Annotated in this window: 34 protein-coding genes and 1 riboswitch; of the genes, 27 read left to right on the top strand and 7 right to left on the bottom strand. The window is 36.5% G+C overall.

Features of this window, described 5'->3' with window-relative positions; translation table 11 throughout:
* Window position 1 precedes the first annotated feature (1 nt).
* The 4 genes from CZ490_RS07010 to CZ490_RS06995 all read left to right on the top strand — a co-directional run bounded on the left by CZ490_RS07010 (window position 2) and on the right by CZ490_RS06995 (window position 2,168).
* The gene (locus tag CZ490_RS07010) at window positions 2-478 is read left to right on the top strand and encodes a DinB family protein (RefSeq protein ID WP_142255345.1); all 477 of its coding nucleotides are present in this window, start codon (window positions 2-4) and stop codon (window positions 476-478) included.
* 104 nt (window positions 479-582) lie between these two features.
* On the top strand, window positions 583-1,200 hold the full coding sequence (locus CZ490_RS07005) for an NUDIX hydrolase (protein ID WP_077618230.1): 618 nt from the start codon (window positions 583-585) through the stop codon (window positions 1,198-1,200).
* Window positions 1,201-1,312: 112 nt separating this feature from the next.
* Window positions 1,313-1,486, top strand: a complete 174-nt coding sequence (locus CZ490_RS07000; RefSeq protein ID WP_077618229.1) for a PspC domain-containing protein — start codon at window positions 1,313-1,315, stop codon at window positions 1,484-1,486.
* A 61-nt stretch (window positions 1,487-1,547) separates the two neighbouring features.
* A complete protein-coding gene (locus tag CZ490_RS06995; protein ID WP_077618228.1) occupies window positions 1,548-2,168 on the top strand; it encodes an HAD family hydrolase in 621 nt (206 codons plus the stop codon).
* Window positions 2,169-2,263: 95 nt separating this feature from the next.
* Here CZ490_RS06995 and CZ490_RS06990 read toward each other — a convergent pair whose 3' ends face one another.
* The gene (locus tag CZ490_RS06990) at window positions 2,264-2,626 is read right to left on the bottom strand and encodes a VOC family protein (protein ID WP_077618227.1); all 363 of its coding nucleotides are present in this window, start codon (window positions 2,624-2,626) and stop codon (window positions 2,264-2,266) included.
* Window positions 2,627-2,768: 142 nt separating this feature from the next.
* On the opposite strand from CZ490_RS06990, the gene CZ490_RS06985 reads away from it, so the two are divergent.
* The 16 genes from CZ490_RS06985 (at window position 2,769) to CZ490_RS06910 (ending at window position 11,926) form a co-directional block, all read left to right on the top strand.
* Window positions 2,769-3,119: a DUF1428 family protein gene (locus CZ490_RS06985; protein WP_077618226.1), complete on the top strand. Its 351-nt coding sequence runs from the start codon at window positions 2,769-2,771 to the stop codon at window positions 3,117-3,119.
* Window positions 3,120-3,247: 128 nt separating this feature from the next.
* Window positions 3,248-3,667: a FosM family fosfomycin resistance protein gene (gene fosM, locus CZ490_RS06980; RefSeq protein WP_407639806.1), complete on the top strand. Its 420-nt coding sequence runs from the start codon at window positions 3,248-3,250 to the stop codon at window positions 3,665-3,667.
* Between the two features lie 63 nt (window positions 3,668-3,730).
* Window positions 3,731-4,252: a GrpB family protein gene (locus CZ490_RS06975; protein WP_077618225.1), complete on the top strand. Its 522-nt coding sequence runs from the start codon at window positions 3,731-3,733 to the stop codon at window positions 4,250-4,252.
* A gap of 74 nt (window positions 4,253-4,326) precedes the next feature.
* Entirely contained in the window at window positions 4,327-4,812 is a 486-nt protein-coding gene (locus tag CZ490_RS06970) for a GyrI-like domain-containing protein (RefSeq protein WP_077618224.1), read from the top strand.
* Window positions 4,813-4,969: 157 nt separating this feature from the next.
* Window positions 4,970-5,404, top strand: coding sequence for an NUDIX hydrolase (locus tag CZ490_RS06965; RefSeq protein ID WP_077618223.1), 435 nt, complete (start codon window positions 4,970-4,972; stop codon window positions 5,402-5,404).
* Between the two features lie 33 nt (window positions 5,405-5,437).
* Window positions 5,438-5,830: an NUDIX hydrolase gene (locus CZ490_RS06960; RefSeq protein ID WP_077618222.1), complete on the top strand. Its 393-nt coding sequence runs from the start codon at window positions 5,438-5,440 to the stop codon at window positions 5,828-5,830.
* A gap of 169 nt (window positions 5,831-5,999) precedes the next feature.
* Window positions 6,000-6,149 carry a hypothetical protein gene (locus CZ490_RS22610; RefSeq protein WP_234987180.1) on the top strand — a complete coding sequence of 50 codons (150 nt, stop codon included), beginning with the start codon at window positions 6,000-6,002 and terminating at the stop codon, window positions 6,147-6,149.
* A 151-nt stretch (window positions 6,150-6,300) separates the two neighbouring features.
* Window positions 6,301-6,534: a hypothetical protein gene (locus CZ490_RS06950; RefSeq protein WP_077618220.1), complete on the top strand. Its 234-nt coding sequence runs from the start codon at window positions 6,301-6,303 to the stop codon at window positions 6,532-6,534.
* A 516-nt stretch (window positions 6,535-7,050) separates the two neighbouring features.
* Window positions 7,051-7,575: a sigma-70 family RNA polymerase sigma factor gene (locus CZ490_RS06945; RefSeq protein ID WP_077618219.1), complete on the top strand. Its 525-nt coding sequence runs from the start codon at window positions 7,051-7,053 to the stop codon at window positions 7,573-7,575.
* Window positions 7,568-8,566, top strand: a complete 999-nt coding sequence (locus tag CZ490_RS06940; RefSeq protein WP_077618218.1) for an LCP family protein — start codon at window positions 7,568-7,570, stop codon at window positions 8,564-8,566. Before CZ490_RS06945 ends, CZ490_RS06940 begins: the two co-directional genes overlap by 8 nt.
* A gap of 41 nt (window positions 8,567-8,607) precedes the next feature.
* Window positions 8,608-9,198: a hypothetical protein gene (locus tag CZ490_RS06935; protein ID WP_077618217.1), complete on the top strand. Its 591-nt coding sequence runs from the start codon at window positions 8,608-8,610 to the stop codon at window positions 9,196-9,198.
* 126 nt (window positions 9,199-9,324) lie between these two features.
* Window positions 9,325-10,131 carry an aldo/keto reductase gene (locus tag CZ490_RS06930; RefSeq protein WP_077618216.1) on the top strand — a complete coding sequence of 269 codons (807 nt, stop codon included), beginning with the start codon at window positions 9,325-9,327 and terminating at the stop codon, window positions 10,129-10,131.
* A 135-nt stretch (window positions 10,132-10,266) separates the two neighbouring features.
* On the top strand, window positions 10,267-10,497 hold the full coding sequence (locus tag CZ490_RS06925; protein WP_077618215.1) for a hypothetical protein: 231 nt from the start codon (window positions 10,267-10,269) through the stop codon (window positions 10,495-10,497).
* 203 nt (window positions 10,498-10,700) lie between these two features.
* Window positions 10,701-11,264: a methyltransferase family protein gene (locus tag CZ490_RS06920; protein WP_077618214.1), complete on the top strand. Its 564-nt coding sequence runs from the start codon at window positions 10,701-10,703 to the stop codon at window positions 11,262-11,264.
* Window positions 11,265-11,357: 93 nt separating this feature from the next.
* A complete protein-coding gene (locus tag CZ490_RS06915) occupies window positions 11,358-11,585 on the top strand; it encodes a hypothetical protein (protein ID WP_327078403.1) in 228 nt (75 codons plus the stop codon).
* A gap of 104 nt (window positions 11,586-11,689) precedes the next feature.
* Window positions 11,690-11,926: a hypothetical protein gene (locus tag CZ490_RS06910; protein ID WP_077618212.1), complete on the top strand. Its 237-nt coding sequence runs from the start codon at window positions 11,690-11,692 to the stop codon at window positions 11,924-11,926.
* A 96-nt stretch (window positions 11,927-12,022) separates the two neighbouring features.
* Here the strand turns inward: CZ490_RS06910 and trmL are convergent, their stop codons facing one another.
* Window positions 12,023-12,493 (bottom strand): tRNA (uridine(34)/cytosine(34)/5-carboxymethylaminomethyluridine(34)-2'-O)-methyltransferase TrmL, encoded by a 471-nt coding sequence (gene trmL / locus CZ490_RS06905; protein ID WP_077618211.1) that lies wholly within the window; start codon window positions 12,491-12,493, stop codon window positions 12,023-12,025.
* 189 nt (window positions 12,494-12,682) lie between these two features.
* Window positions 12,683-12,985, bottom strand: coding sequence for an EthD family reductase (locus CZ490_RS06900; protein ID WP_077618210.1), 303 nt, complete (start codon window positions 12,983-12,985; stop codon window positions 12,683-12,685).
* Window positions 12,986-13,163: 178 nt separating this feature from the next.
* Between CZ490_RS06900 and CZ490_RS06895 the strand changes: the two genes are divergently transcribed.
* From CZ490_RS06895 to CZ490_RS06865, 7 genes are all read left to right on the top strand, one after another.
* Window positions 13,164-14,486, top strand: coding sequence for a short-chain fatty acid transporter (locus CZ490_RS06895; protein WP_077618209.1), 1,323 nt, complete (start codon window positions 13,164-13,166; stop codon window positions 14,484-14,486).
* A 57-nt stretch (window positions 14,487-14,543) separates the two neighbouring features.
* Window positions 14,544-14,942 carry a hypothetical protein gene (locus CZ490_RS06890; RefSeq protein ID WP_077618208.1) on the top strand — a complete coding sequence of 133 codons (399 nt, stop codon included), beginning with the start codon at window positions 14,544-14,546 and terminating at the stop codon, window positions 14,940-14,942.
* A 154-nt stretch (window positions 14,943-15,096) separates the two neighbouring features.
* A riboswitch (SAM riboswitch) is annotated at window positions 15,097-15,198 on the top strand.
* 278 nt (window positions 15,199-15,476) lie between these two features.
* Window positions 15,477-16,502, top strand: a complete 1,026-nt coding sequence (locus CZ490_RS06885) for a methionine ABC transporter ATP-binding protein (protein ID WP_077618207.1) — start codon at window positions 15,477-15,479, stop codon at window positions 16,500-16,502.
* Complete coding sequence (locus tag CZ490_RS06880) at window positions 16,492-17,154, top strand: methionine ABC transporter permease (RefSeq protein ID WP_077618206.1); 663 nt, start codon at window positions 16,492-16,494, stop codon at window positions 17,152-17,154. Before CZ490_RS06885 ends, CZ490_RS06880 begins: the two co-directional genes overlap by 11 nt.
* A gap of 24 nt (window positions 17,155-17,178) precedes the next feature.
* Window positions 17,179-18,054 (top strand): MetQ/NlpA family ABC transporter substrate-binding protein, encoded by an 876-nt coding sequence (locus tag CZ490_RS06875; RefSeq protein WP_077618205.1) that lies wholly within the window; start codon window positions 17,179-17,181, stop codon window positions 18,052-18,054.
* Between the two features lie 25 nt (window positions 18,055-18,079).
* On the top strand, window positions 18,080-19,465 hold the full coding sequence (locus CZ490_RS06870; RefSeq protein ID WP_077618204.1) for an LLM class flavin-dependent oxidoreductase: 1,386 nt from the start codon (window positions 18,080-18,082) through the stop codon (window positions 19,463-19,465).
* A gap of 31 nt (window positions 19,466-19,496) precedes the next feature.
* On the top strand, window positions 19,497-20,480 hold the full coding sequence (locus CZ490_RS06865; RefSeq protein WP_077618203.1) for an aldo/keto reductase: 984 nt from the start codon (window positions 19,497-19,499) through the stop codon (window positions 20,478-20,480).
* 57 nt (window positions 20,481-20,537) lie between these two features.
* On the opposite strand, the gene CZ490_RS06860 is transcribed toward CZ490_RS06865, so the two are convergent.
* From CZ490_RS06860 to CZ490_RS06845, 4 genes are all read right to left on the bottom strand, one after another.
* On the bottom strand, window positions 20,538-21,722 hold the full coding sequence (locus tag CZ490_RS06860) for an NAD(P)/FAD-dependent oxidoreductase (RefSeq protein WP_077618202.1): 1,185 nt from the start codon (window positions 21,720-21,722) through the stop codon (window positions 20,538-20,540).
* A gap of 45 nt (window positions 21,723-21,767) precedes the next feature.
* On the bottom strand, window positions 21,768-22,184 hold the full coding sequence (locus CZ490_RS06855; protein ID WP_077618201.1) for a helical membrane plugin domain-containing protein: 417 nt from the start codon (window positions 22,182-22,184) through the stop codon (window positions 21,768-21,770).
* 269 nt (window positions 22,185-22,453) lie between these two features.
* Window positions 22,454-22,720, bottom strand: a complete 267-nt coding sequence (locus tag CZ490_RS06850; RefSeq protein WP_077618200.1) for a DUF3006 domain-containing protein — start codon at window positions 22,718-22,720, stop codon at window positions 22,454-22,456.
* Between the two features lies 1 nt (window position 22,721).
* A complete protein-coding gene (locus CZ490_RS06845; RefSeq protein ID WP_077618199.1) occupies window positions 22,722-23,948 on the bottom strand; it encodes an MBL fold metallo-hydrolase in 1,227 nt (408 codons plus the stop codon).
* Window positions 23,949-24,324 lie beyond the last annotated feature (376 nt).

The following is a 24,324-nucleotide window of genomic DNA, read 5'->3' as shown; positions in this document are numbered from 1 at the left end:
AGTGATTAAATTTTTTGAATATAACTGGCAGGTAAGAGACGAATGGTTTGACTGGTGTAACCAACTAACAATTGATGAGTTGTTAGAAGAGCGTAGAGGTGGAGTAGGAACTATTTTATTTACACTTTTTCATATTATTGATGTGGAATATAGTTGGATTCGTGGCATTCAGGGGAAAGAGGATGTTGTATTTCAGTTTGATGAATATAATACACTTGAAAAGGTTAAATCTCTTTCAACTAATTTACGGAATGAAATAGCTGAATTTTTAAAAACAAATATTGATGACTTAAGGGAAAAGGTTGTCAGTGTCCCATGGGATGAAGCGAAATACACGGTGGATGATATACTGCACCATATCATTGCACACGAAATCCATCATATCGGTCAACTTTCAGTATGGTCGCGAGAATTGGACCGACAACCTGTATCCTCTAGTTTTGTTGGCCGAGAGTTAAGATCTGTTCATTCTTATTGATTGAACGGGTGCGTTGTGTATCTTATTAATAGAATAAGGAAAGGTTTAGTTTTCAATAGAAATAAGGTAAAATTAGGTAAATGGCAATTGGTGGTGAATAGTAATTGGAACCTAAATGGCTAGAATGGGCAAAACAGCTTCAATCCATTGCACAGGCAGGACTTACCTATTCTAAAGATGTTTATGATATAGAAAGATTTGAATTAATTCGCAATATTAGTGTTGAAATTTTGGCAAAGCATACAAATATAGACCAAACAAGTATAAAAGAACTATTTGCAAATGAAACAGGGTATGCAACGCCAAAAGTTGATATTAGGGCTGTTGTATTTAGGGAAGGTAAGATACTAATGGTGAGGGAAACCAACGATGGTGACTGGTCGTTACCTGGAGGATGGGGTGATATTGGATTAACTCCAAGTGAAGTTGCAGTCAAGGAAGTAAAGGAAGAATCAGGTTTTGATGTTAAACCGATAAAATTAATAGCCGTACTTGACAAGAAATGCCATCCCCATCCACCTTCTCCATATCACGTTTATAAAATATTCATACTATGTGAAATCACTGGTGGGCAACCAAAAGAAAGCATTGAGACAGATGCAGTTGAATTTTTCGCAGAAAATGAACTACCAAAACTATCGATAGCAAGAAATACAGAATCACAAATTCACCTAGCATTTAAACATCTGCATAATCCAGATGAACCTGTATATTTTGATTGATACATATAGTTAAACGAATGTACCAAATTAGTTTTATGAGATTGAATATTTCGAAACTTTTTATTCTCTTTTTCGTATGTCTATAAAGCAAGACTTTAAAAGGGGGATTGAAATGCTACAAAAGTTCACTAAATCTACTACTGATCGGTACCTATTTGGAGTATGTGCAGGAATTGCTGAGTCTCTCGGTGTTTCTCCATTAATTGTAAGGACTATTTTTTTCGTAACTGTAGGATTTTCTCTATATGTATATCTTTTTTTAGCTGCTGTATTACGAGATAAATAAGTAGTAGTTGGCTTAACCAAGAAGGATTATCGCCTATTTTAGTGAAATTATTGAACTAACGATGAGGATTGAAAGGCAGTATGACAGGTTATATAAAATAGTAGGTCTTATTCCCAAAGGGAAGTATGTGTCACGATTTATTGAGTTAGATAACCATGGGTATGTTTGGAAAGATAAAGTTTATCGACAGTTAGTTGATGAATTTGCTATTACCGATATAACTTGGGAAGAGTTACTGCAAGATTATATAAGAGAATTTAAGAATCACTGTGTTCCTTTTCCAAATCTTATTGAAATGTTGGAAGTATTGAAAAGGAACGATTTTGTTTTAGGTATGATTACAAATGGTTACGGACAGTTTCAGATGGATAATATTAAGGCCTTGGGTATTGAAGCATATTTTGATGCAATCTTAGTATCTGAATGGGAAGGAATTAAAAAGCCAGACCCTCAACTATTTATCAGAGCGTTAGAGAATCTTAAAATCTTACCTCATGAAGGCATATTTATAGGAGATCATCCTATGAATGATGTAAAAGCTGCTCAAAACATTGGAATGAAAGGAATCTGGAAACGTGATTTTCAATGGGACCATGTGGAAGCAGATGCCATCCTTAATGATTTGTCGGAGTTACCTGTAATTATAGATTCATTAAACAAACAAAATATTGAGTCTTGTTGAACGAGAGAGTGCGTTGATCTAAGAATAACGAAGCAGTCTAGTTAATAAAGAAGACAAAAAAAGTCCAACAGTTATGTTGAACTATACTACGTTTGTTAAATATTTTGAAATTGAATATACTCTACTATATTTCCGAACGGGTCTCTAAAACTAATATATTTTCCTGGAGGACAATTAGTTGGTTCAGCTACGATCAAATTAACTCCTTTCTGTTTTAAGAAAGTAGCTTTTTCATAGATATCTTTTGTATGCAATCCTAAAACAACACCTGAACTAACGTGATTAGAGGTTGCAATTTCGTTCTCCTCTAAAACAAGTGGTAAATCTCCGTGTACAAGTGATGCAATCTTGGGACCATACTGTTTGTTTAATTCAAAACCTAAAGTAGTCGTATAAAATTCAATTGCTTCTTTTAAATTTGGCACGTAAATGCTAATAACACAAACTTGATTTTCCATATTATCCCTCCTATTTTATTCTAATTCTAGATGACGTATTGATTATCCTTTTTTAGAAATGTTTTACTTGAATTTTTATAAGAGAACGCGTGCTAGTGTTGAAGATTGGACTAACTATTAGCAAAGAAGAAAGGAGAATACTATGTACAATGTCATATATTTATATCCAGTTTTAGTACAGGAAAAGGAGCGGTTTGTAGAAATTAACAAAAAAGCCTCTATTATATACAAGGAATATGGTGCTATTGAGGATGAAACTTACCAAAGCACTTTCATCGATGCTATATACGGATGTAAGGGAATGAATGGGGCAGTTGAGCTACATGAAAACGAAACATTGATGTGCTCAATTTCAACATTTACTAATAAGCAACATCACGATATCGTCATGGAAAAAGTCGACTCAGATCAGCGGATTGAAGAATTATATAACGAAATGATTAATGTTATTGATATGAGTCGGGTTGTTCGTGGAGAATTTGAAAAGGTTTAATTAAATAAAAAGAAAACAGTGCGTTGATCGAAGAAGGATTAAGGCACTTTTTTGTTGAAGTTATTAAACAAAATGTAATGGGCAGGTTACTTCAAATAATAAAATTACTTAGGAGGTGATGAATGATGTTGATAAAAGGACTCAATCATTTTTTATTTTCAGTTACGGATTTAGAAAACTCTATTAATTTTTACCGAAAAGTCTTTGAGGCGAAATTATTGGTAAAGGGTAGAGAAACTGCTTACTTCGATTTAAATGGGATGTGGCTTGCTCTTAATGTAGAAAAAGACATCCCTCGTAATGAAATCCATCATTCGTACACGCATATTGCCTTTTCAATAGAGGAAGCTGAGTTTGACAAAATATACGATAGATTAAAGGAATTGAATGTAAATATCGTATCTAGTCGCCCGAGAGATAAAAGGGATAAAAAATCTATTTATTTTACTGATCCAGACGGTCATAAATTTGAGTTCCATACAGGTACTTTAAAAGATAGAGTAGATTACTATAAGCAAGAAAAAACACATATGGAGTTCTTTGATTAAGGATTTTCTTATTGAGCTAATGGGTGCAAGAGTAAAAACGTAGGTCAATATGGGGGTGTATAAATGAAAGTCCGGCTTACTGAATATAGTGCAAATTGGGTTCACATGTTTAAAAATGAAGCACAATTTCTAGAAACCATTTTTGGGGAGGAACTAATAAGGTGCGAACATTTCGGTAGTACATCCGTTTACGGTATGAAGGCAAAGCCTGTAATTGATATGATGTGTATCGTAAAAGATATTAAGAAAATTGACACGTATGACGAAAAGATGAAAACCCTTGGATATGATGTTGCAGGAGAATGGGGCATACCTGGTAGAAGGTTATTTCGAAAAGGTGGAGAAAACAGAACTCATCATATACATTTCTATCAATTTGATAACCCTCAGATTGAACGGCATTTACTATTGCGAGACTATCTTCGTTTACATCCAGAAGAAGTAGGAAGATACAGTAGATTTAAAGAGGATCTTGCTCAATGTTTTGAAAACACGAGTGAATATAGTCCAGCAAAAAAAACATTCGTTCAGGAATTGGAACAAAAAGCTCTCCAATGGTTTGATCAAACTCAGAAGGAATCTTAACAAAATGAAAAACAATCTGTTTTTTGGTTCCTTAACTAGTGTTTTGTTAATTTTAAATAAAAGGAGATGGACAGATGAGGATTAACGTTATTGAAAGAAAACAAACTCGAATAATAGGAATGCAGCTAGAAACTTTATTACAAGATACTAGAGAACAAATGATAATCCCAAAACTCCAACAATCGTTTAATGCGAGACTGAATGAGATTCAGGGTGTAATTGGTCTTCCAATAACTTATGGGATTTTCATTGACCCTCCCAATTACAATCCAGATACTGACCTTTTTACATGGATTGCTGGCGTAGAAGTTAATACAAATGTGGAACCTCCAGTAGGTATGATCTCGTATGAGCTTCCTAAAGCGACCTATGCCGTCTTAGAATACAAAGGAGATATCGATAATGCTGGTAGTGCTTATGGGGAGTTGTATGAATGGATAACTAAATCAGAGTATGAACAAGCTGGTTCCTACGGGTTCGAAATGTATTCGACAGTTCATTCTCCGTTAGAACGACGCTTGTCCGACTTCTTATTGCATTTCCCGATAAAAAAGAAGTAAACGAGTATTAGCAATTTCAACTTAAGAGAGTATCCTCAATGGACGAGCCAGAACATAAGTGAATTCGATTTTTGTTGTAAAGAATAAATGAACTAACTTCGCAGATTTTTTAAAAGGCTATACAGTAATTGAAAGTCAACTAGTTAGGAGGTTTATTGTGTTTTATATCAATGTTGAAGGAGCCGTTTATAGAGAAGATAAATGGTTAATTATTAGTCGAAGTGTAAAAGAAGCACACGCAGGTGGACAACTTTCGCTTGTAGGAGGAACTGTTGAAAATGAGGGTAATTCAATAAATATTCTAGAAAGAACATTGCGAAGAGAACTGTTTGAAGAAGTTGGAATAAAGGTAAAAGAAAAGGTTTCTTATGTAAGGAATACCTCCTTCACTTTAGATGATGGAAGTGAAGTTGTTGATATTGTTTTTCTTTGTGAGTTTGAAGCTGGTGAGCCTTTTGCAAAAAGTCCTGATGAAGTAGACGCGGTATTTTGGATGACTACTGATGAAATCGTGAACCATCCTAAAGCTCCCTCTTGGTTAGTTGATGGTATAAAGGAAGCTGAGACGCTTCTTAAATTAAATATTTATTAAGTAATAAAGTCTAGTAGTTTAAGGGGAGCGGGTATGCGAGATAGGGGTTCAGTGGTGCTAATCAAAAATAATAAGGTTGGGCTAATACAAAGAATTAGAGATGGCACCGTTTATTATGTTTTTCCTGGTGGTGGCATAGAGAATGGAGAAACACCAGAAGAAGCAGCGAAAAGAGAAGCGCTTGAAGAATTGGGAGTAAAAGTGAAAATCAATGAATGCATAGCAAAAGTTGAATTCAACGGAATTAAATATTTTTTCTTATCCGACATCATTAATGGAACATTTGGTACTGGGAAAGGTGAAGAGTACCAAGACAAAAAGAACAAAGGATCCTATTTGCCAATGTGGGTAGATATAGATAGATTATCGTCAATTGATGTTAAACCTAAAGAAGTTGCTGCAATAGTTCTGTCCTTATTCAATTAAACGATGCGTTTCCTGAACGACTGGAAATGCTTTTTCCTATTGTTATAACGGTGCAGCATGTTAATAATGAAAGGATTGTTGGGCAAGCGATAGGTATAGAGAAAAACTTTCAATAGATCTGGGTTATTCAGAGTTATTTGTGAGTGTTGACCCGATAGAAAATCCCAAAATGATAAAATTAATTGGCAAACACGGGTTCAAACCAATTTCAGAACCATATCTGAAAAAGGCCATTTTTTATCATGAGGATGGTGCGACTTATAACAAAACGTATACAAGAATTGATTTAAAGAAGTTGTTGAACTCAGGTGTGCTTTGATTCAAGTGGGATACGCCATCTTTTTTATAAAAATAGATTAGCAGTTTAACTTAAGAATCTATAAAAAGCGTAGCAATCAAAATCTAATGGGCTATCTTTAATTCTGAAAGACTCTTCATCTTCAACTAATATGAAAAGGGTGATCGAAATAATGGACAATATCGATAAAAGAAATCGTTTAGGTGACGAACCTTTTAATTATCGGGTGACGAAAGATAATACAGTCTTTTTGGATTATAATGGTAGCCAAGTCAAAATTATAAAAGGTAGAGACGCAGAGAAATTTCTAAAGAGAATTAGAGCTGCGGATAATAGAACGGAAGCACAATTAATAATGGCGAAGATAACAGGTAATTTCAAAAGAGGGAATGAACGAAAAACTTGAGGTAAAAGTAGTTTGTTTAATGTGGTGTTAATGCAGTTTGTGAGGTGATTTATTATGTTTGTACTTTATATGCTGCTGGCAATAGCGGGAATGGCGTTGTTAATAAGCGTTTTGATATTCTTTATTTACAAAATAATAAGTGACAAGAAAAACTATTACTCTTGGTTCACATTGATAATACTCGTTTTCTTTTTAGGCCTTGCCGTCTGGCAAATTGTAACATAGAGCCTTGATTCTGATTACTGCAACGGTACTGTTGCGATATTGGTTTTTAGGGGGGCTATCGTTGAAGCGTGCGGTAGGTATATTTCTATTAATATTAAGTTATTAAAACATATTTATGAGATAATAAAGTCAGAGATTTTCAAAGTAAAGCACCTTTACCGGATGCTTTTTTTTGTGGTGTTTTTTAAATGATCTATTATTAAAAATATTTTTTTGAAAAAGTGAACCTATTATGAGTAGTGAATCGTCTAATAGCAGAACTGGAAGTTGGTTTAATGGGAGGGTAGTAGATTGGACAGAGAAGAGAAAGATTACATACTAGAAAAAATGATGATTGAATATGGTGATGAGTTGGTTCGATTGGCCTTTTCGTATGTGAAAGATGCAGAGTTAGCAAAGGATATGGTTCAAAATACGTTTATTAAATGCTACAAAAACCTTGATACGTTCCGATATGACGCTCAAATAAAAACGTGGCTCTATCGGATCACAATTAACGAGTGTAAAGATTATTTAAGAAGTTGGAATTATAAAATGGTACAAGTAAGAAGCTTTATTAATGAAACAACAAGATCAATTTTACCATCAACAGAGAAATCAGTTCTTACGAAACATGATAACGAAGAAATGATCGAGAATATCTTTTCTCTTCCGAAAATATATCGGGAAGTGATTTATCTATATTACTATGAATCATTATCGACAGAGGAAATTGCTAATGTACTAGATATTTCTGTTAATACAGTGAAAACTCGATTAAGAAGAGCAAGACAAAAATTAAAGTCAATCATAAAGGAGGCTGAATTTTATGGATGATAAACAATTAAAAAGTAAATTAACTCCTATTTCTTTTGACGAATTAAGATTTACGAAGGAAGACCGTAAAAAAGTGTTTGATCAGATTCATAATCACGAAAATAGTAATCAATCACAAAAGAAATCTTTTTCTTCTATTTCAAAACAATTTTCCGTTTTTACAGCTTCTTTATTAGTTGTTGGCTTGTGCATCGTTTTGTTTATTCCTTCATTTCTTGGAAATGTGAATAACGAGAACAATGAAAATAATGCAAGTGGCGTCGTAGCTCAAGAAGACGAGTATTTCACCGCTCTGTTTATGGTGAAGGATGAGAATGATCGAATTCCAATTAACCTATTACTTACCTATAGTAAAGATAAAAAGAAGATGAAGGTTCTATCGCTCCCTCGTGATACGTATGTTCCAATCGATAAGAATGATGGTTCTAGTACTCATGATAAATTGACATTTGCCTATGTGTACGGTTCGGATGGAGCTGAAAGTGTTAAAACTACAGTTTCTAAGCTATTTGATTTACCTATTGATCATTATGCTGTTATGGATTTAGAAACCTTTTCAAGTTTGATTGATTCAGTGAACGGTGTAGATTACGAACTGGAAGAAGATATTGAAGTAAGAGCTATATCCCAAGTGTCATTTGAATTCAAAAAAGGGACGAATCGTTTAAATGGAGAAGAGATTGTGGCATTAATGATGGCAGCTACAGAGGGTAGAAGATTGGCTGAAGAAAACCTATTAAAGATCATTAACGCAGTAGTAAATCAAACAATAACCGGATTAACACAAAGCCAATTAAATCAATATACGAATAAAATTGAAGGGGATTTTCCAGTTGAACAATTGGTAGAAAATAAAATGGAACTTTCCTCGATACAATCCGTATCATTAGTAGATGGAATGACAGATACAATGATAGATGAGAAATACTATATTAAATTTGAAAAAGAATTTTTGAATTCTATTTCTGAAGAGTTAACCACATTTAACTAAATCTTTAGAAATGTTTTTTAAAAAAGATAGGAGTCCCAATAATGAAAAAAAGAAAACTTTTAATCGTGGCAACTTTATTGATTTTAGTAGCAGGAATGACTGCTTGTAGTAAATCATCAGATGAAACAGTGTCTCCTAAAGAAGAATTGAAATCTGATAAGATTACAGAAAACACAAATGATGATACTACTGCTGACAGCACAGCCAGTCCCCAAAATAGTGAACTGAATAGAAGTAAATCTGCCAAAGAAGATGAAGGAAAGCCATCACAGAATACCAGTAAACCTGATAACACTACATCAACCAAAAATCAGTCAAAACCAGACAACACATCAGATTCTACTCAATCAAATGGTTCGTCTAACGATAGCAAATCGAAAACCGATAGTAGTGAAGGAAAGCAGGAAATTGTTATTTCAAGTGGGGAAAAAGCAATCGAACATTTAAAAAAGCAGCTTCCGGAGGGGAAAGAAGACGATATTTCATTTGGTGTAGACGAGACACTTGCATCAGATGATCACGGTTCATACTATACAATCCAACTTGTTTCAATCTCTACGCGTGTATCTGGCAAAACAGGAAACTTAGGTTATTACAAGGTTTATCAAGATGGTACGTATATGCCCTTTTAACATTTTGCTAGTGGGTGATTTGCTCAAAATAGAATTACGACTTCTCTCATGTTGCTTTTTCTATAATTTGGTATAATGCACTTTGTAAGTAAAATTAAGTAGAATATACAGAGGAGTGCTAAAAATATGGAATACATAACACTAAATAATGGGTTAAGAATGCCAATTGTAGGTACAGGCACAAATACGTATGGAAAAGAAAATAATGAGTATAACGGGACGTTAACAAATGAAATGCCTGAACTCATTTCAGCCCTGGAGTTGGGTTACCGTTCAATAGACGCGGCCATCATTTATCGAAACGAAGAACTTGTCGGGAGAGTTTTAGCAGAAAGCACAGTGCCTCGAGAAGATTTATTCATTACGACAAAAGTTCCAGGCAACGAAGAATATATCTCTTCAAAGGAAGCAACTCGAGCGGCTATTGATAACAGTCTAAAAAACTTTCAAACAGACTATCTAGACCTGCTTCTTATTCACTTCCCTATCGAAGACAAAGTGCAGCTTAAAAACACCTGGGAAGTCTTTGAAGAATATTATGAAGCGGGCAAACTAAAAGCAATCGGCGTTTCAAACTTCGGCAAAAATCATCTAGATGAACTGAAAACATTCGCTAATGTGAAGCCAGCTGTTAATCAAATACAAGTTAACTTAAAAGAACCTAATAAAGATCTCCTTGCTGTATTAAAAGACGAGGGTATTACACCTGTTGCGTGGGGGCCTATGAAAGCCGAAGTCCAACAAAAAGAAGTATTGGATGAAATCGGTAAAGCCTATAATAAATCTGGTGCACAAGTCTTATTAAAATACCAAATCCAACGTGGTGTGATTGTTATTCCTAAGTCTCACAACCGTGAAAATCAAGCATCTAATTTAAATCTTTTCGATTTCGTCTTATCTGCAGAAGACATAGAAAAAATTGAAGATTTATAAGTAGTTAGTCCTTCATCCTAGTGATATTAACCAAATCGCTAGGATTTTGATGTTTCATAACCATGAAATTTAAACGAGCGATATTTGAAGAGCAGCTTTTAGAAAATGTAAAACACAAAAAGGGAGGTAAAAATCGTGGACCTTTTACTCTGGATAACGATTGGTTTCATAATAACTGGATTTGTTGTTCTTATTTCTATGAAAAAAGGGATGGAAAGTAAGCTCGCTTTTATAAAAGTAAATATGACAGACGAGGAAAATTCAAAAAGAGCCCAATCTATAATTTGGTGGATAGTGTGTACCACAGCTTGGGGAATAGTGAGCATGCTTCTTATTGTCTGGTGGTTTCAAAATCACTTTGGATAGCTGTTGGTTTCATATGTACTTAAATAAACGGTTGGGATGGTCCAAGAAGGATTATCCCTTTTTTTGTGGAACTTATTCTACTAATAGTGAAAGTTAGTTAAAAACAGAAAAGGGGATTGGCCTTCTTCACTTAAGGGTGCGATAATTTGAAGAGAACAGTCGCTCATGAATGTGAGTAGAATTATATAAAAGGTGGTGTGTTTATGCAGGGATACTTTGCAATCCTAACATTTGTTTTACTAATAGCAATGGTGATCATTCGTGTTAGACAGTTAAAGAAAAATGAAATAAAAGCTTTTAGGTTTGGTGAGCTAGATAAGAAGGATTTCGTTATTATCCCATTTGCATTACTATTTTTTTATCTAATTTTATCAGGTGTCTTCGACTTGCCAAAACTAGGCGATGAACTTTTTAGAAATGAGATTATTAGTTGGGTTGGTGTAGGTTTATGCGCACTTGGTTTATTATTATTCTTGTTTAGCTTAGTTTCATTTGGGAAAAGTTTTAGAGTGGGAATTGATGAAGAAAAACCTGGTGAACTTATAACAACAGGAGTTTTTGCGATTAGCCGCAATCCCATTTATACTGCATTTGGAATTATTCTAATAGGTGTATTTTTGATTTTACCAAATTGGATATTGTTACTGTACGTACTTGCGGGATTTTGGCTTTTTAATCGACAAATTCGTCTTGAAGAGGCATCCTTGAAAACACTCTACGGTGAAAAATACGAAGAATATTGTAATAATGTTCGCAGATTCCTTTAATAATCTGAATAAATGTACTTAAAGTAATGTGAATAGATGCTATCTATGGTAGTAAGAAACTTCCACCTAAGCCAATCAATAGGAGAATAATATTTGAATCGGAGGTACACAATGGAGGTAATTTTAGTAAGTATTTTTTCAGCTATCGTTATAATAATTACTGTCTTTTGTATGATGAAAGCAATAATAACAGCTTATAAGAGAAATGAAATTTCACTTCGGAAATTCGTTGTTTATACAACTCTTTCAATGGGGATAGGTGTTATTGTAGCTTCGGTATTACCCTTTGGCTATCAAAGAATATTTGATTACATCTACTAACAAACTTAAAAGACCTTCTAATTCAAGTAAAAGTAGTGTTTGTTCCAAGAAAATTAAGCAGTTTTATAGAACGCACAAATAAAGTTATGTTTTGGGAGGAAATAATGAAATTCTTTAGAAAAATGTCTAAAACAGAGCAAAATAATTGGAGAAATGGAGCAATCCTTGGTTTTTATACTTATATGCTGCTCTTATTTATTAATTATATTTACTTTTTACTTTTTGGAAGTGAGCCATTAACATCATTTGTTATCTTTTGGATTGGATTGTTTGTAGCATTTGGTTATGAGTTTTTCATAAATTTAATAGCTAAGATGAGAGTGAAGAAAATAGACTGTTAAGGGTTTTGGTTAAATAATGATAAACACAAAAACACCGTTACTAAAATATGTCCGGTGTTTTTGTATGAGATTTATCTTTCTATTCTCCCGTTTATTTTATTTTAAACTAGGATATCCCTGCTGCCTTAATGCCTCATACACTAATATCGCAGCTGTACTCGAAAGATTTAGCGAACGAACATGATTATTCATCGGGATCCGCAAGAAATGATTTTTATTTTTTTCTAGCAAGTCTTTCGGTAAACCCGTTGTTTCTTTTCCGAACATGAAATAATGTTCCTTTGATGCATCGCTGAAATCAAAAGCGGTATGTGTTGTTTCTCCAAACGTTTCAATAAAGTAAAAGTCACCTTCGTTTTTTAAGAAAAAATCATCCAACGAATCATAATACGTAATGTTCACATCATCCCAGAAATCAATACCCGCACGTCGTAGCATCTCCGGGTCTGTTGAAAATCCAAGTGGTCGGATCAAGTGCAAGGCTGAACCCGTTGCGGCACAAGTAAGGGCTATATTTCCTGTATTAGCTGGAATATCTGGTTGATAAAGTACAACATGTATTGCCAATAATGGTCACCTCTATGTTCTAATTTACTCTACAAATTATAGCATATGAATTGTGGAGGTGAGCATTTTTACAAGTAGTTCGACAGAATGATTGTTTGATGAGACTACTTTTGGCTGTTAATAAAATTTATCAATAGTGGGATTTTATGAATGATAGATAACGAAAGGGCAGGACCTGTACCTTTGTTCCTACTCTACAATCGTTATAATAGGTGGTTTATGTAAGTAGTGAAAGAAGTTTGCACCGTCTTCTTCTGCTCGTTTTGCTTCGGGACTGTTAAATGCCTCCATTAATTTTTCTAAGTTCTCGAATTCTAAGATGGTTACCAGATACAGGTTTAAATGACTTCCTTGAGAATGCACGACGCGATGAACAGAATCTTTAATAATATTTGGTATTTTTCTTCCTAGTGGGACATGAACGTCGAAATAATGTTTATCAAATTTCTCCTTATCCTTTGGTTCCTCATACATAATAATCATCTTTGCCATAATCCTCACTCCTTTACGAATCTACTTGACTATATTCTTTAGATAGGCATTTTAGACTATTTTTGAAATATAAAGTCTGGATCATTTCTCTTACCTAAAGGCTTAGAAACTAACTCGTCTCATAATCAACAACTACTCCGAATAGAATGTAGTAAATACATTGAAAGGGAGTGTATAAATGAAAGCGTTAACAAATTTCTTCGTTCGACTCGTTCAGCGTTTTCTTCCGGATGCCTTTATCTTTGCTATTATTCTTACGTTTTTAGTGTTTGTAATAGGCATCTTGTTTACGGATAGTGGACCTGTCGAGATGGTTACACATTGGGGAACTGGATTTTGGGATTTACTTGCCTTTACAATGCAAATGGCTTTGGTTGTAGTAACTGGGTATGTGCTAGCAAACGCACCTGTTATCAAGAATTTTCTAGCTAGATTGAGTAAAGTGGCAAAAACACCAGTTCATGCCGTCATGCTTGTCACGTTTGTATCCGCGATTGCATGTTTAATAAATTATGGATTCGGCTTAGTAGTGGGAGCTTTGTTTGCTATCCACGTGGCTAGGCAAGTACCATCTGCAGATTTTCGTATTTTAGTAGCTGGAGCATATAGTGGATTTCTGGTATGGCATGGTGGGTTTTCAGGATCGATTCCGTTGACGGTAGCAACACCTGGTCACTTTTTAGAAGATAAAATGGGAGTTATTCCAGTAAGTGAAACCTTGTTTAGTCCAGCCAATCTCTTTATTGTGGCAGCACTTGTTATCACATTACCAATCTTTAATCGATTCTTGATGAAAAGCTCTAATGCAATCGAACAAGATCGCACTAGTTGGAAGCTACCAGATGATACACCTTCAACAACTAAATCGTTCAATCCATCTACACCAGCAGAGAAAATCGAAAACAGCGTCGTCGTGTCGATGTTGATTGGTATCATGGGTTTAGCTTTTATCGTCTATCATTTTGTTACAAAAGGCTTTGATTTAAATATTAATATCGTAAACTTTATTTTCTTATTCTTAGGTATTATGTTGCATAAGACACCAAAACAGTTCCTAGATACGGTTACGAACGGAGTGAAAAATGCAGGAGGTATTATTATTCAATTTCCGTTCTATGCTGGGATTATGGGAATGGTTACATTATCAGGGCTTTCACAGGAGATTGCTCTTTGGTTCGTCTCATTTGCAAATGCACAGACGCTGCCATTCTTTTCATTCGTCAGTGGTGGGCTGATTAACGTATTTGTACCATCAGGTGGTGGACAGTGGGCTGTTCAAGGACCGATTATGATTGAAGCAGCGGCAGCGATTAATGCAGATATTGCGAAAACGGCCGTGGGAGTAGGCTGGGGAGATGCTTGGACGAACATGATTCAACCATTCTGGGCCTTGCCTGCACTAGCGATTGCCGGTTTGCATATTCGCGATATCATGGGCTACTGTGTCATGATTCTCTTCTATAGCTTCATTCCAATTGCGATTGGTCTATTATTATTCTAAATGAGAGGGCAAACGGGAGCATATCCGTTTGCCTTTTGTAGTAAAGGGAGTCATAATATGAGAAAAAATATATTATTAGCTTGTGTATTTAGTTTACTGTTAATCGGTTGTTCTTCTATTGGATCACCATCTCTAGCAGGATCTTATCAAAGCGAACATGTCGACGGATATATGATTCAAATGACGTTCCAACCTAGAGATAATAGTTTTGTAGAATACATTGATAACAGACAAGTGGATAAGGGAACCTATGAAGAAATAAAAAAGGGTTTGTATAAAATAAACGGTGAAGTGCAAGAAATTGAAATTAACTTAAATCGTGATAACTCCTTTGAAATCGTTATAAAAAAACTAAATCAAGGTATACCCATTCAACTGAAAAATATCGATGATACCCCAATCTATATTGGGACAGAATTTGATGATGTCGAGGAGTATAAAGATTTAATGAAATAATATTTCGTCATAATTTCGAATGAGAAGACAATAGATAATCAGAATGGCAAAATCATTATCATGAAAAAGTCCAATAAAATGAATTTTAAAAATACTTGTTGACAAGTAAGGTTTTTCCATGTAAATTACTAATTACAATTTAATTAGCGATGAATTCTTATCCAGAGAGGTGGAGGGACTGGCCCTTTGAAGCCTCGGCAACAGACTATATAGTACTGTGCCAAATCCTGCAAGCGACGAGCTTGATAGATAAGAAGAGATGAATGAATGTGCCTTTTAAACTCTCTTCTTATCTGAAGAGGGTTTTATTTTTTGCTAAAATAATGTGTTTATTGGTCAACCAGGACACGGAAGGTTTTGAGAGGGGGATGTAAATTAAGCGTTACCTTGTAAAAATAATATCTATTGCCGATTAGACAACTAAAGGCATCTTTATCCAATTGATTCTTTGATGACATTGGAATAGAGATGTCTTTTTTTCATGGATTTTTTAAAAGTGTAATAAAAAGCACTACATTCGAGGGGGATTGCAAAGTGATTACGTTTGACGAAGTTAGTAAGGTTTTTAGTTCAGGTGGAAAGGAGGTTCAAGCGTTACAAAATGTTTCTTTAACCATTTCAAAAGGTGAAATCTTTGGGGTGGTTGGTTTTAGCGGGGCTGGTAAAAGTACATTGCTACGACTTGTAAATTTGCTTGAACGCCCAACATCAGGAAGGGTATTGGTGAACGATACCGATGTATCAAGTCTATCACAAGTAAATCTGCGGAAGGTACGTAGAAAAATAGGGATGATCTTTCAATCGTTTAATCTGTTTAACTCACGTACGGTTTATGGAAATATCGCCTATCCGCTGAAACTAGCAAAGGTGCCAAAGCAGGAAATTGAAACTCGTGTTAATGAATTACTGCAATTTGTGGGATTGGAGGATAAGGCCGAACAATATCCAGAACAGCTCTCAGGTGGACAAAAGCAGAGGGTTGGGATCGCAAGAGCACTGGCGACTTCACCTGACATTCTGATTTGTGATGAAGCAACCTCGGCGTTGGACCCGGAAACAACAGGTGAAATCCTTCATTTACTACGCAAGGTGAATGAAGAGTATAATATTACCATTTTGCTAATTACACATGAGATGCATGTCATCCGTAGTATTTGTCACCGAATGGCTGTAATGGAGAAGGGTGCTGTCATCGAAGAAGGAAATGTGTATGAGATCTTTTCGAACCCACAATCGAAAACGACGAAGAACTTTATTAGTTCCGTACTCAACGATAAGTTATCTAGCAAACTTTTAGAAAGGCTTCGTAAAAATCATTCAGGTCAATTATATCGCGTCATTTTCACAGGCGGGGCTGCTAGTGAGCCACTTCTGTCTCGGGTCACAAGGAAGCATGGAATTGATTTTAACATTATTTATGGAAGTATTAATGAATTACAAGATCAGTTATTTGGTAGTCTGATAGTTGAATTTCAGGGTTCTGATCAACTCGTGCAGCAAGTGATAAATGATCTCCAACAAATTGTTGAAGTAAGGGAGGTGATTAACCATGAGAGTTGATTGGACTACATTTTGGCCTCGTATTGTTGAAGCAACTGGTGAAACCATTTTGATGGTACTCTTTACTTTAATTTTCTCAAGCATTATTGGGATATCGATGGGCGTACTCTTTTTCGTTACACGTAAAGGCAACATCCTGGAGAACAAGTACATATTTTTCGTACTCAATTTACTTGTGAACATCGTTCGACCCATACCATTTATTATTTTACTTGTTGCACTTAGTCCATTAACTCGTGCCGTTATGGGGACGACGATTGGAACGGCTGCTGCTATCTTTCCGATGACAATAGCGGCATGCTTTGCGGTAGCTAGGATTGTAGAGAATAACCTTGTATCAATTGAACCGGGAATTATTGAAGCAGCACAGGCGATGGGTGCAAGTCCGTTACGAATTATATTTGGCGTACTTATACCGGAAGCGTTGGGTCCACTTATTCTGGGTCTCACCTTTGTTACGGTTGGGCTTGTTGACTTCTCTGCAATGGCCGGAACAGTTGGTGGCGGAGGTTTAGGAGACCTTGCCATGACATACGGATACCAGCGATTTGATACCTCCGTCATGATTGTCACAGTAGTTATTTTAATACTACTTGTTCAAATCGCACAGTTTTTGGGGAACTTTTTATCACGATTCTTTTTACGAAGATAATTTTAACAAAGGGAGAGACACAAAATGAAAAAACGTTTACTTATCTTATTATCAATGGTGTTTTTAGTTTCAATCGTTACAGCATGCAACAATAGTACCTCTGGAAAATCCAAAGAGGTAGTAAAGATCGGTGTGACTGGTGCTGATGGGCCTTATTGGAAGCTAATCGAAGACAAAGCAAAGGCAAAAGGGATCACGATTGAGTTGGTTGAGTTTTCCGATTACATTCAGCCTAACACGGCATTAGCAAACGGAGAGATTGACATGAATTCATTCCAACATATTGCCTTTCTAGCTCCTGCGAATGTAGAGAATGGTTTTACAATTGTTCCGATTGCCTCTACGACCATTACTCCGACAGGGATTTATTCTCAAAAATATGAGGATCTATCTGAGATTCCTGATGGTTCGCAAATCGCGATTTCTAATGACCCTGCAAACCTTGGTCGAGGATTAAGTTTAGTAGAAACTGCTGGTCTGATTGAGTTAAAAGAGGGTGTTGGTATTTACGGTACGTTAGATGATATTGAAAAGAACCCGAAAAACCTAGAATTCATTCCAGTTGTTTCGCAACAAACAGCACAGGCGCTTCAGGACGTTGCCGCATCTCTCATCAATAACGGGATTGCTGGTCAAGCCGGATTGAATTTTAAGGATTCGCTTTTATATGATGACCCCAAAAGTGAGGAAGCAAGACCCTATGTAGGTGTATTTGCAGTTCGAGAAGAGGATAAAGACAATGAAACATACAAAACGATTGCCAAGCTATACCAAGAAGCTGATGTGATAGAAGCTGTTAAAAAAGAAACAAACGGAGGAAGTATTGTCGTTGATATCCCAGCTGAAGATCTTCAAAAGACACTAAAGCAATTAGAGGAAAGCATTAAAAATAAACAATAAATAGATCAGTAAGGAGATGGATATTTTGACGAAGCAAATACGATTAAATGTATTTGATATGACAAGTGCGATGCATAATTCACACGGGCTTTGGAAGCATCCAAAGAGTGAGCGACATGTTCGATATAAGGATTTGGATTATTGGATTGAGCTAGCCAAACTATTAGAGCAAGGGAAGTTTGATGCTGTATTTTTTGCAGATGTGCTAGGAATTTATGATGTCTATCAGGGAAGTAAAGCTCCTTCCATTCGTGATGGAGTTCAGGTGCCACTAAATGATCCAGCTTTTGTAGTCCCAGCTATGGCAAGTGTAACCGAGCATCTTTCGTTTGCCGTGACCGTCAGTACGACCTATGAGCATCCGTTTGGTCATGCAAGACGCTTTTCGACCCTCGACCATCTGACAAAAGGAAGAATTGCGTGGAATATCGTGACCTCCTATCTTCCTAATGCAGCAAGGAACTTTGGTTTACCCGAAATGTTGAAGCATGATGCACGTTATGAATTGGCTGACGAGTTTTTGGAAGTCACGTATAAGCTGTGGGAAGGGAGCTGGGAGGACGATGCAGTAATCGGGGATGTTGCTAAAGAAGTCTTGGTAGATCCAAATAAGGTTCATGAAATCAATCATCAGGGTGAGTATTTCTCTGTAGAGGGTCCTCATTTAAGTGAGCCATCCCTACAACGTACCCCTGTTCTCTATCAAGCAGGTACATCAGAACGCGGCAAAGAGTTTGCAGCCAAACACGCGGAATGTGTTTTTGTTGGCGGGTCAGTCGAAAAAATTAAATCGTCTATTGATGATATCCGTCAACGAGCCCAAAAATATGGCCGAAACCCTGAAGATATTAAGGCATTTACATTTTTGAATGTGATTGTTGGAGAGACAACTGAACAGGCAGAGGAAAAGTACCAGGAATTAGCTCGTTATTGGAGTGCTAATGCAGCAAAAGCTCAATATGGTGGATCAAGCGGGTACGATTTATCACAGTATACAGATTTAGATCAGCCTTTTGAATATAAACATACTGAGCATGGCCAATCAAGAGCTGCATCCCTTACAAAAGATGCACCGAAAAAATTAACCGTTAGAGAGGTATTAAATCGATTTGAAACAATCGATCGGAATCATGTGCTAGTCGGAAATCCTCAAGAAGTGGCGGATGCGATTCAATTTCAATTTGAAGAAAGTGGTGTGGATGGCTTTAACCTAGCGCATCTTGTCACACCAGAAAACCTAAAGGAATTTGTAGAGTTGGTCATTCCTGAGCTGCAGAGTCGTGGAATTTATAAAACAGAATATGAAAAGGGAACCTTTAGAGAAAAGTTATTTGGTACTGGTAGAAACTTATTACCTAATACGCATCCGGGTAGCCAATATCGAAAGGTTGCAATAGTAGAAGGAAAGTAGTCATAGACTAATAGAAAAACAGGGGGTCCTTATGGAATATAAAACAATAGCTGATACCGGAATTAACGTGTCAGAGCTGTGCTTTGGAACTATGTCCTTTGGTGGGATTGCAGATGAAAAGACTTCCGAGGCGATGTTTAATCGGAGTAGAGAAGTTGGCATTAACTTTTTTGATACAGCCAATATTTATAATCAAGGAAGGGCAGAAGAGATACTCGGAAAGTTGATTTCAAGCTGCCGTGACGACATTGTTTTAACGTCCAAGGTTGGTTTTCCTGCTGGGAATGGTCCTAATGAAGGGGGAACGTCAAGACGACATATTTTTCTATCAATCGAACAAAGCCTTAAACGGTTGGGAACCGATCGAATTGAATTTTACTTCCTTCATCGATTTGATGATAAAACGGATATCGAGGAAACACTCATTGCTTTGGATGATTTACAGAGGCAAGGGAAGATACTCTATCCTGCGGTTAGCAATTGGGCAGCATGGCAAATTGCAAAAGCACTAGGGATTTCAGAACGGAAGGCTTTAGCAAAATTCAAACTCATCCAACCGATGTATAATCTAGTGAAACGACAAGCCGAGGTTGAGATACTGCCGCTAGCTAAATCAGAACAACTTGGGGTAATCAGTTACAGCCCATTAGGTGGGGGTCTTTTAACCGGTAAATATGGAAGAACAAAAAGACCGAATGAAGGCAGGCTAATCGAACAACGAAATTATCAACTGAGATATGGCCAAGAGCATTATTACGAAACAGCGGAGAGATTCACTCACTATGCGAACGTAAACGGCTATGATCCAGCAGCTCTTGCAGTTGCGTGGGTAAGACATCACCCAAGTATCACAGCGCCAATCATTGGTGCGAGAAATCTAGAACAATTAGAACCGTCACTTGCGTCTATTGATATAAAGCTAGAAAAGGGGCAATGGGAAGAGATAGCTTCCTTGTCTAGCACGCCACCCTTAGCTACAGACCATAATGAATCAGAAGGAATAGCGAAAAGGTAAGATGATAAAAAAAGCCGATTTTCATTTACGGAAATCGGCCTTTCTGAATTTTAAATTTTAATATGCTAAGCCGTAAAGGGCTTTGATATGTGATAGGTAACGAACATGACTTGCTTCTTTCATTAAGCTTGCTGGAAGACCTTTTAATGGAATATTATTGCTACCAACAGATGCTACGCCGTCCTTACGTCCAAGACTTGCTAAAGTACCAGAGTTGATAGGGCTAAATTCTTCAAGCTTTTGACCTTTTAGGATAGCGAAGAGGTTGTACCCACATGTTTCACCCATTTGCCATGCAACTTGAGCAGTTGGAGCATATAGTGGACGACCTCCATCAGATGGAAGTGCCACAGACGCATCACCAACCACAAATACGTCTGGGTGTGATTTAGAGCGTAAGTATTCGTCAATAACAGCTTTTCCACGATCACATTCAAGACCAGATTCTTGAACAATTGGAAGTGCTGCAACTCCACCGGTCCATACAAATGTGTTTGCTTCGATGGTAGAACCATCTTTGAGGGAAATTTTATTTCCTTCAACACCTGTAACAGGTAGGCCTGTTAAGAAATCAACGCCACGCTTTGCTAAGCTCTCAGTAGCACGTCCGATTAGGTCATCAGGGAGAACTGGTAAGATTTTAGGACCTGCTTCAATTAATTTGATGTCTAAATCATTGAAGTCTACACCGTATTGTCTAGCAATTTTAGGGAAGTGGTCAACAATTTCACCAACTAGTTCAACACCCGTTAATCCGCCACCACCGATTACAATCGTTGCATCTGCTGGATTCTTAGATTCTGCATAAGCAGCGATTTTGCTTTCAATGTGTTGGTAAATGCGGTTTGCATCTTCAACTGATTTTAAAACGAAACTGTTCTCTTCAAGACCTGGGATACCAAAATAACCCGTTTGGCTACCAAGTGCAACAACTAAGTTGTCATAATCCAATACCGCACCATCAGCAAGGTGAATTTCTCTATCGTCCACTGAGAAAGAGGTTACTTCACTGATTACCACGTTGATATCTTTATTTTTAAATAGCTTTGTTAATGGGAAAGATATTGCTTTTTCGGTTGTAGTACCACCCGCAAGGCGGTGTAATTCCGTAATAAGTTGGTGAGTAGGGTACTTATTTACCACTGTGATTTGAGCTTCTTCGTTACTTGTATATTTACGTAATGTTAGAGCAGTTAATAGACCACCATAACCTGCACCTAAGATGACGATTTTTCTTGACATGATTTATCCTCCGTCCTTACTAAATAATAAATAGAGTACTAGAAATTAAGATTTACGTTCAGCTTGAACTTCTAAAAACGCGCTTACAAAGCGTAGCATTTTTTGTGCTTCTGGATCTTTCAATAATTTTAGAACACCAAAAAGACCGATTACTTCATCTGAAGCATCAGCACGATCTTTCGCTTCGATAGCCGTTGCAGCAATTGATTTAACTGAGCCAATAACAGGTTCAGAAATCTCTTTGATTGCGCTTACTGTATCGTTTTTGAGGACTTCGTCCGTCGCTACTAGTTGAGCTAAGTCATACGTCTTAGTTAAGAGATTAACAGCCTCTGTTAACTTAGGTAACTGCTCCACTAAAGTTGTAAGTGATTCCTGAACTTCAGGTTTTAACAATTGATCAAGTAATTCTGTTTTCTCTGTGCCTACAGCCTCTTTTTCTTGAGTCAATACTTCTGACATTTCCAATTCTCCTTCATTGTTGAATTTCCACAAACATTATCTAGATTGAAATGCTGGTAGAGTGTGTATAAATGTTCACATAATTGCAAGTAAAAGGGGAAGACATGTCAAAAGTTATGTATTCCTGTTACGCAAGCCATGTAGTTCCCCTAAAACGTTAAATCTATGTGACAATAATTATGACATATTAACAATACCGTATTTTTCGTGTTTCGTAAAATGTATTTATCACATGTAATATATTCCTTTTTTGTATGAGGTATTGTTTATTACTTTTTTTTCTTAAATTTACTTCCTGAACTCTTTTTACGGAGTTTTGACATCATATCTTCGACTTTTTGTTGTTGTGAGTTGGTTTCATCTTCATTTTTTTTAATCGATGTGATTGTTTCATTTTCAATCGTAAGGTCCACGTATGCGCCTGGTGATATATCTGCTGGCAATTTGTTGATAGGGATAATAAATTCCTTGTTGATTTCTTCTACTAATATAACAGCATGCTGATTGTCTTCAATTCGATCTACATAACCTTTCATGTTATCCTCCTACACAAGCTAGATTTTGCGATTTAATATCATCCATTCTTGACGGACCAATGCCATTTATTCGTGTTAACTCATTTATCGATGAAAACGGCCTTGAGTTGATTAGATCCTCTGCACGTTCAGGCCCTATATGAATGATTTCTTGTAGTTCCTCTAAACTCGCGGTATTAATATTAATACATGCACCACTTGGGACTTGTTTTTCTTCTTTTTCAGGTTTTGGAGCAGCTCCACTTCCCGTAGAAGGGGGTGTAACTGTACCATCCTTTTTGGTTAGTACTTCGTAGGTTTTACCATTTGTTTTAATAATAATGGTTCCGTGTACATCCGTTCCGTAAAGTGGAATGTTTGCACCTTGAATTAAATCGACGACTTCCTTATGCGGATGCCCATAGCTGTTGTCTCTTCCAGCACTATAGATGGCAACTGATGGACTTACTTCTTTTAGAAAGCTAGGGTGAGTAGAGGTGTTCGAACCGTGATGACCGAGATGGAGGATATCTGCATCTACGTCTACATTCCCACTGATCATTCGTAGTTCATCTTTCGTACTAGCATCACCTGTAAAAATAAAAGAAACGTCTCCGTATGTGAATTTTAGTGAAATCGACTCTTCATTGTCATTTTCAGAAATAGAAATAGGGTAGAGTACGTTGATTTCAAGCGGACCAACCTCAAATTCATCGCCCTGTCTAGGTTCATAGTAATCGACGTTGTTCTGCTCGATCGCTTGAAGCAACCGCTGAAACGTTTGTGAGGTACTCGTATTTCCTGACAACCATACTTCTCCGACTGTAAACGTATCGAGAACTTGATCAAGCTGTCCGATATGATCTGCATCAGGGTGTGTTCCAATTGCAATATCGATCTCAGAGATTTGTTGAGCTTGTAAGTAATTGATGACATCATTCCTGTTCCAATCACCAGCATCGAGTAGGATGGTGTATTCCTCACCTTCATAAGAATAGTGGAGGAGCGTCGAATCGGCTTGGCCCACATCGATGTAATGAACGGTGAGTTCTGATAGTGTGTCGGTTGTTGTAATCTCTTCTTCGACGGGAGGAGGTACCACCTCTTGTATTGGTTCTGTTTTTTCAACGGTTTCAGGTATGTTCTCGTGTTCCTTTGATGGTTTTTCCTCCTGCTGTGAACATCCACCGATGATCAAAAGCACGGCAATTAAATAGGTTACGAAAATCGTTCGGTTAAATTGATACATAGCTTGCCCCTCATTTAGTAAAATTTCCAATTAAAAACTAATTGTACCAAAAAACGAAAAAAGGGCTAGTTAATTTGGATAAATAGTCGTGAAAACCGGGGGGAAATACAAAAATAGAGGTTAGGTAGTGTTGGAAATTGGTGATTTTTTGTTTGTTTGCATTGACTCAGTTGGTATTAAGAGGTTTGCGCATACATGTAAGTAGCTAGGTAGTTTAAAAGCATGCGTAAGATCTAATAAAAGGAATTTTTTCGTTGTAAAGCTGCTATATTTGTAAAAAATGCCCACTTGCGCATGTTTTCAAAGCAAAAAACCGATAAAAGCATGCGAAAATTAGATTTGCACATGCAATTAAGTAGATAGGTAGTTTAAAAGC

Source organism: Litchfieldia sinesaloumensis (genome assembly GCF_900156865.1).
In the GTDB taxonomy this organism is placed as follows: domain Bacteria; phylum Bacillota; class Bacilli; order Bacillales; family Bacillaceae_L; genus Ferdinandcohnia; species Ferdinandcohnia sinesaloumensis.
This window is presented reverse-complemented; position numbering and strand designations above follow the sequence as displayed.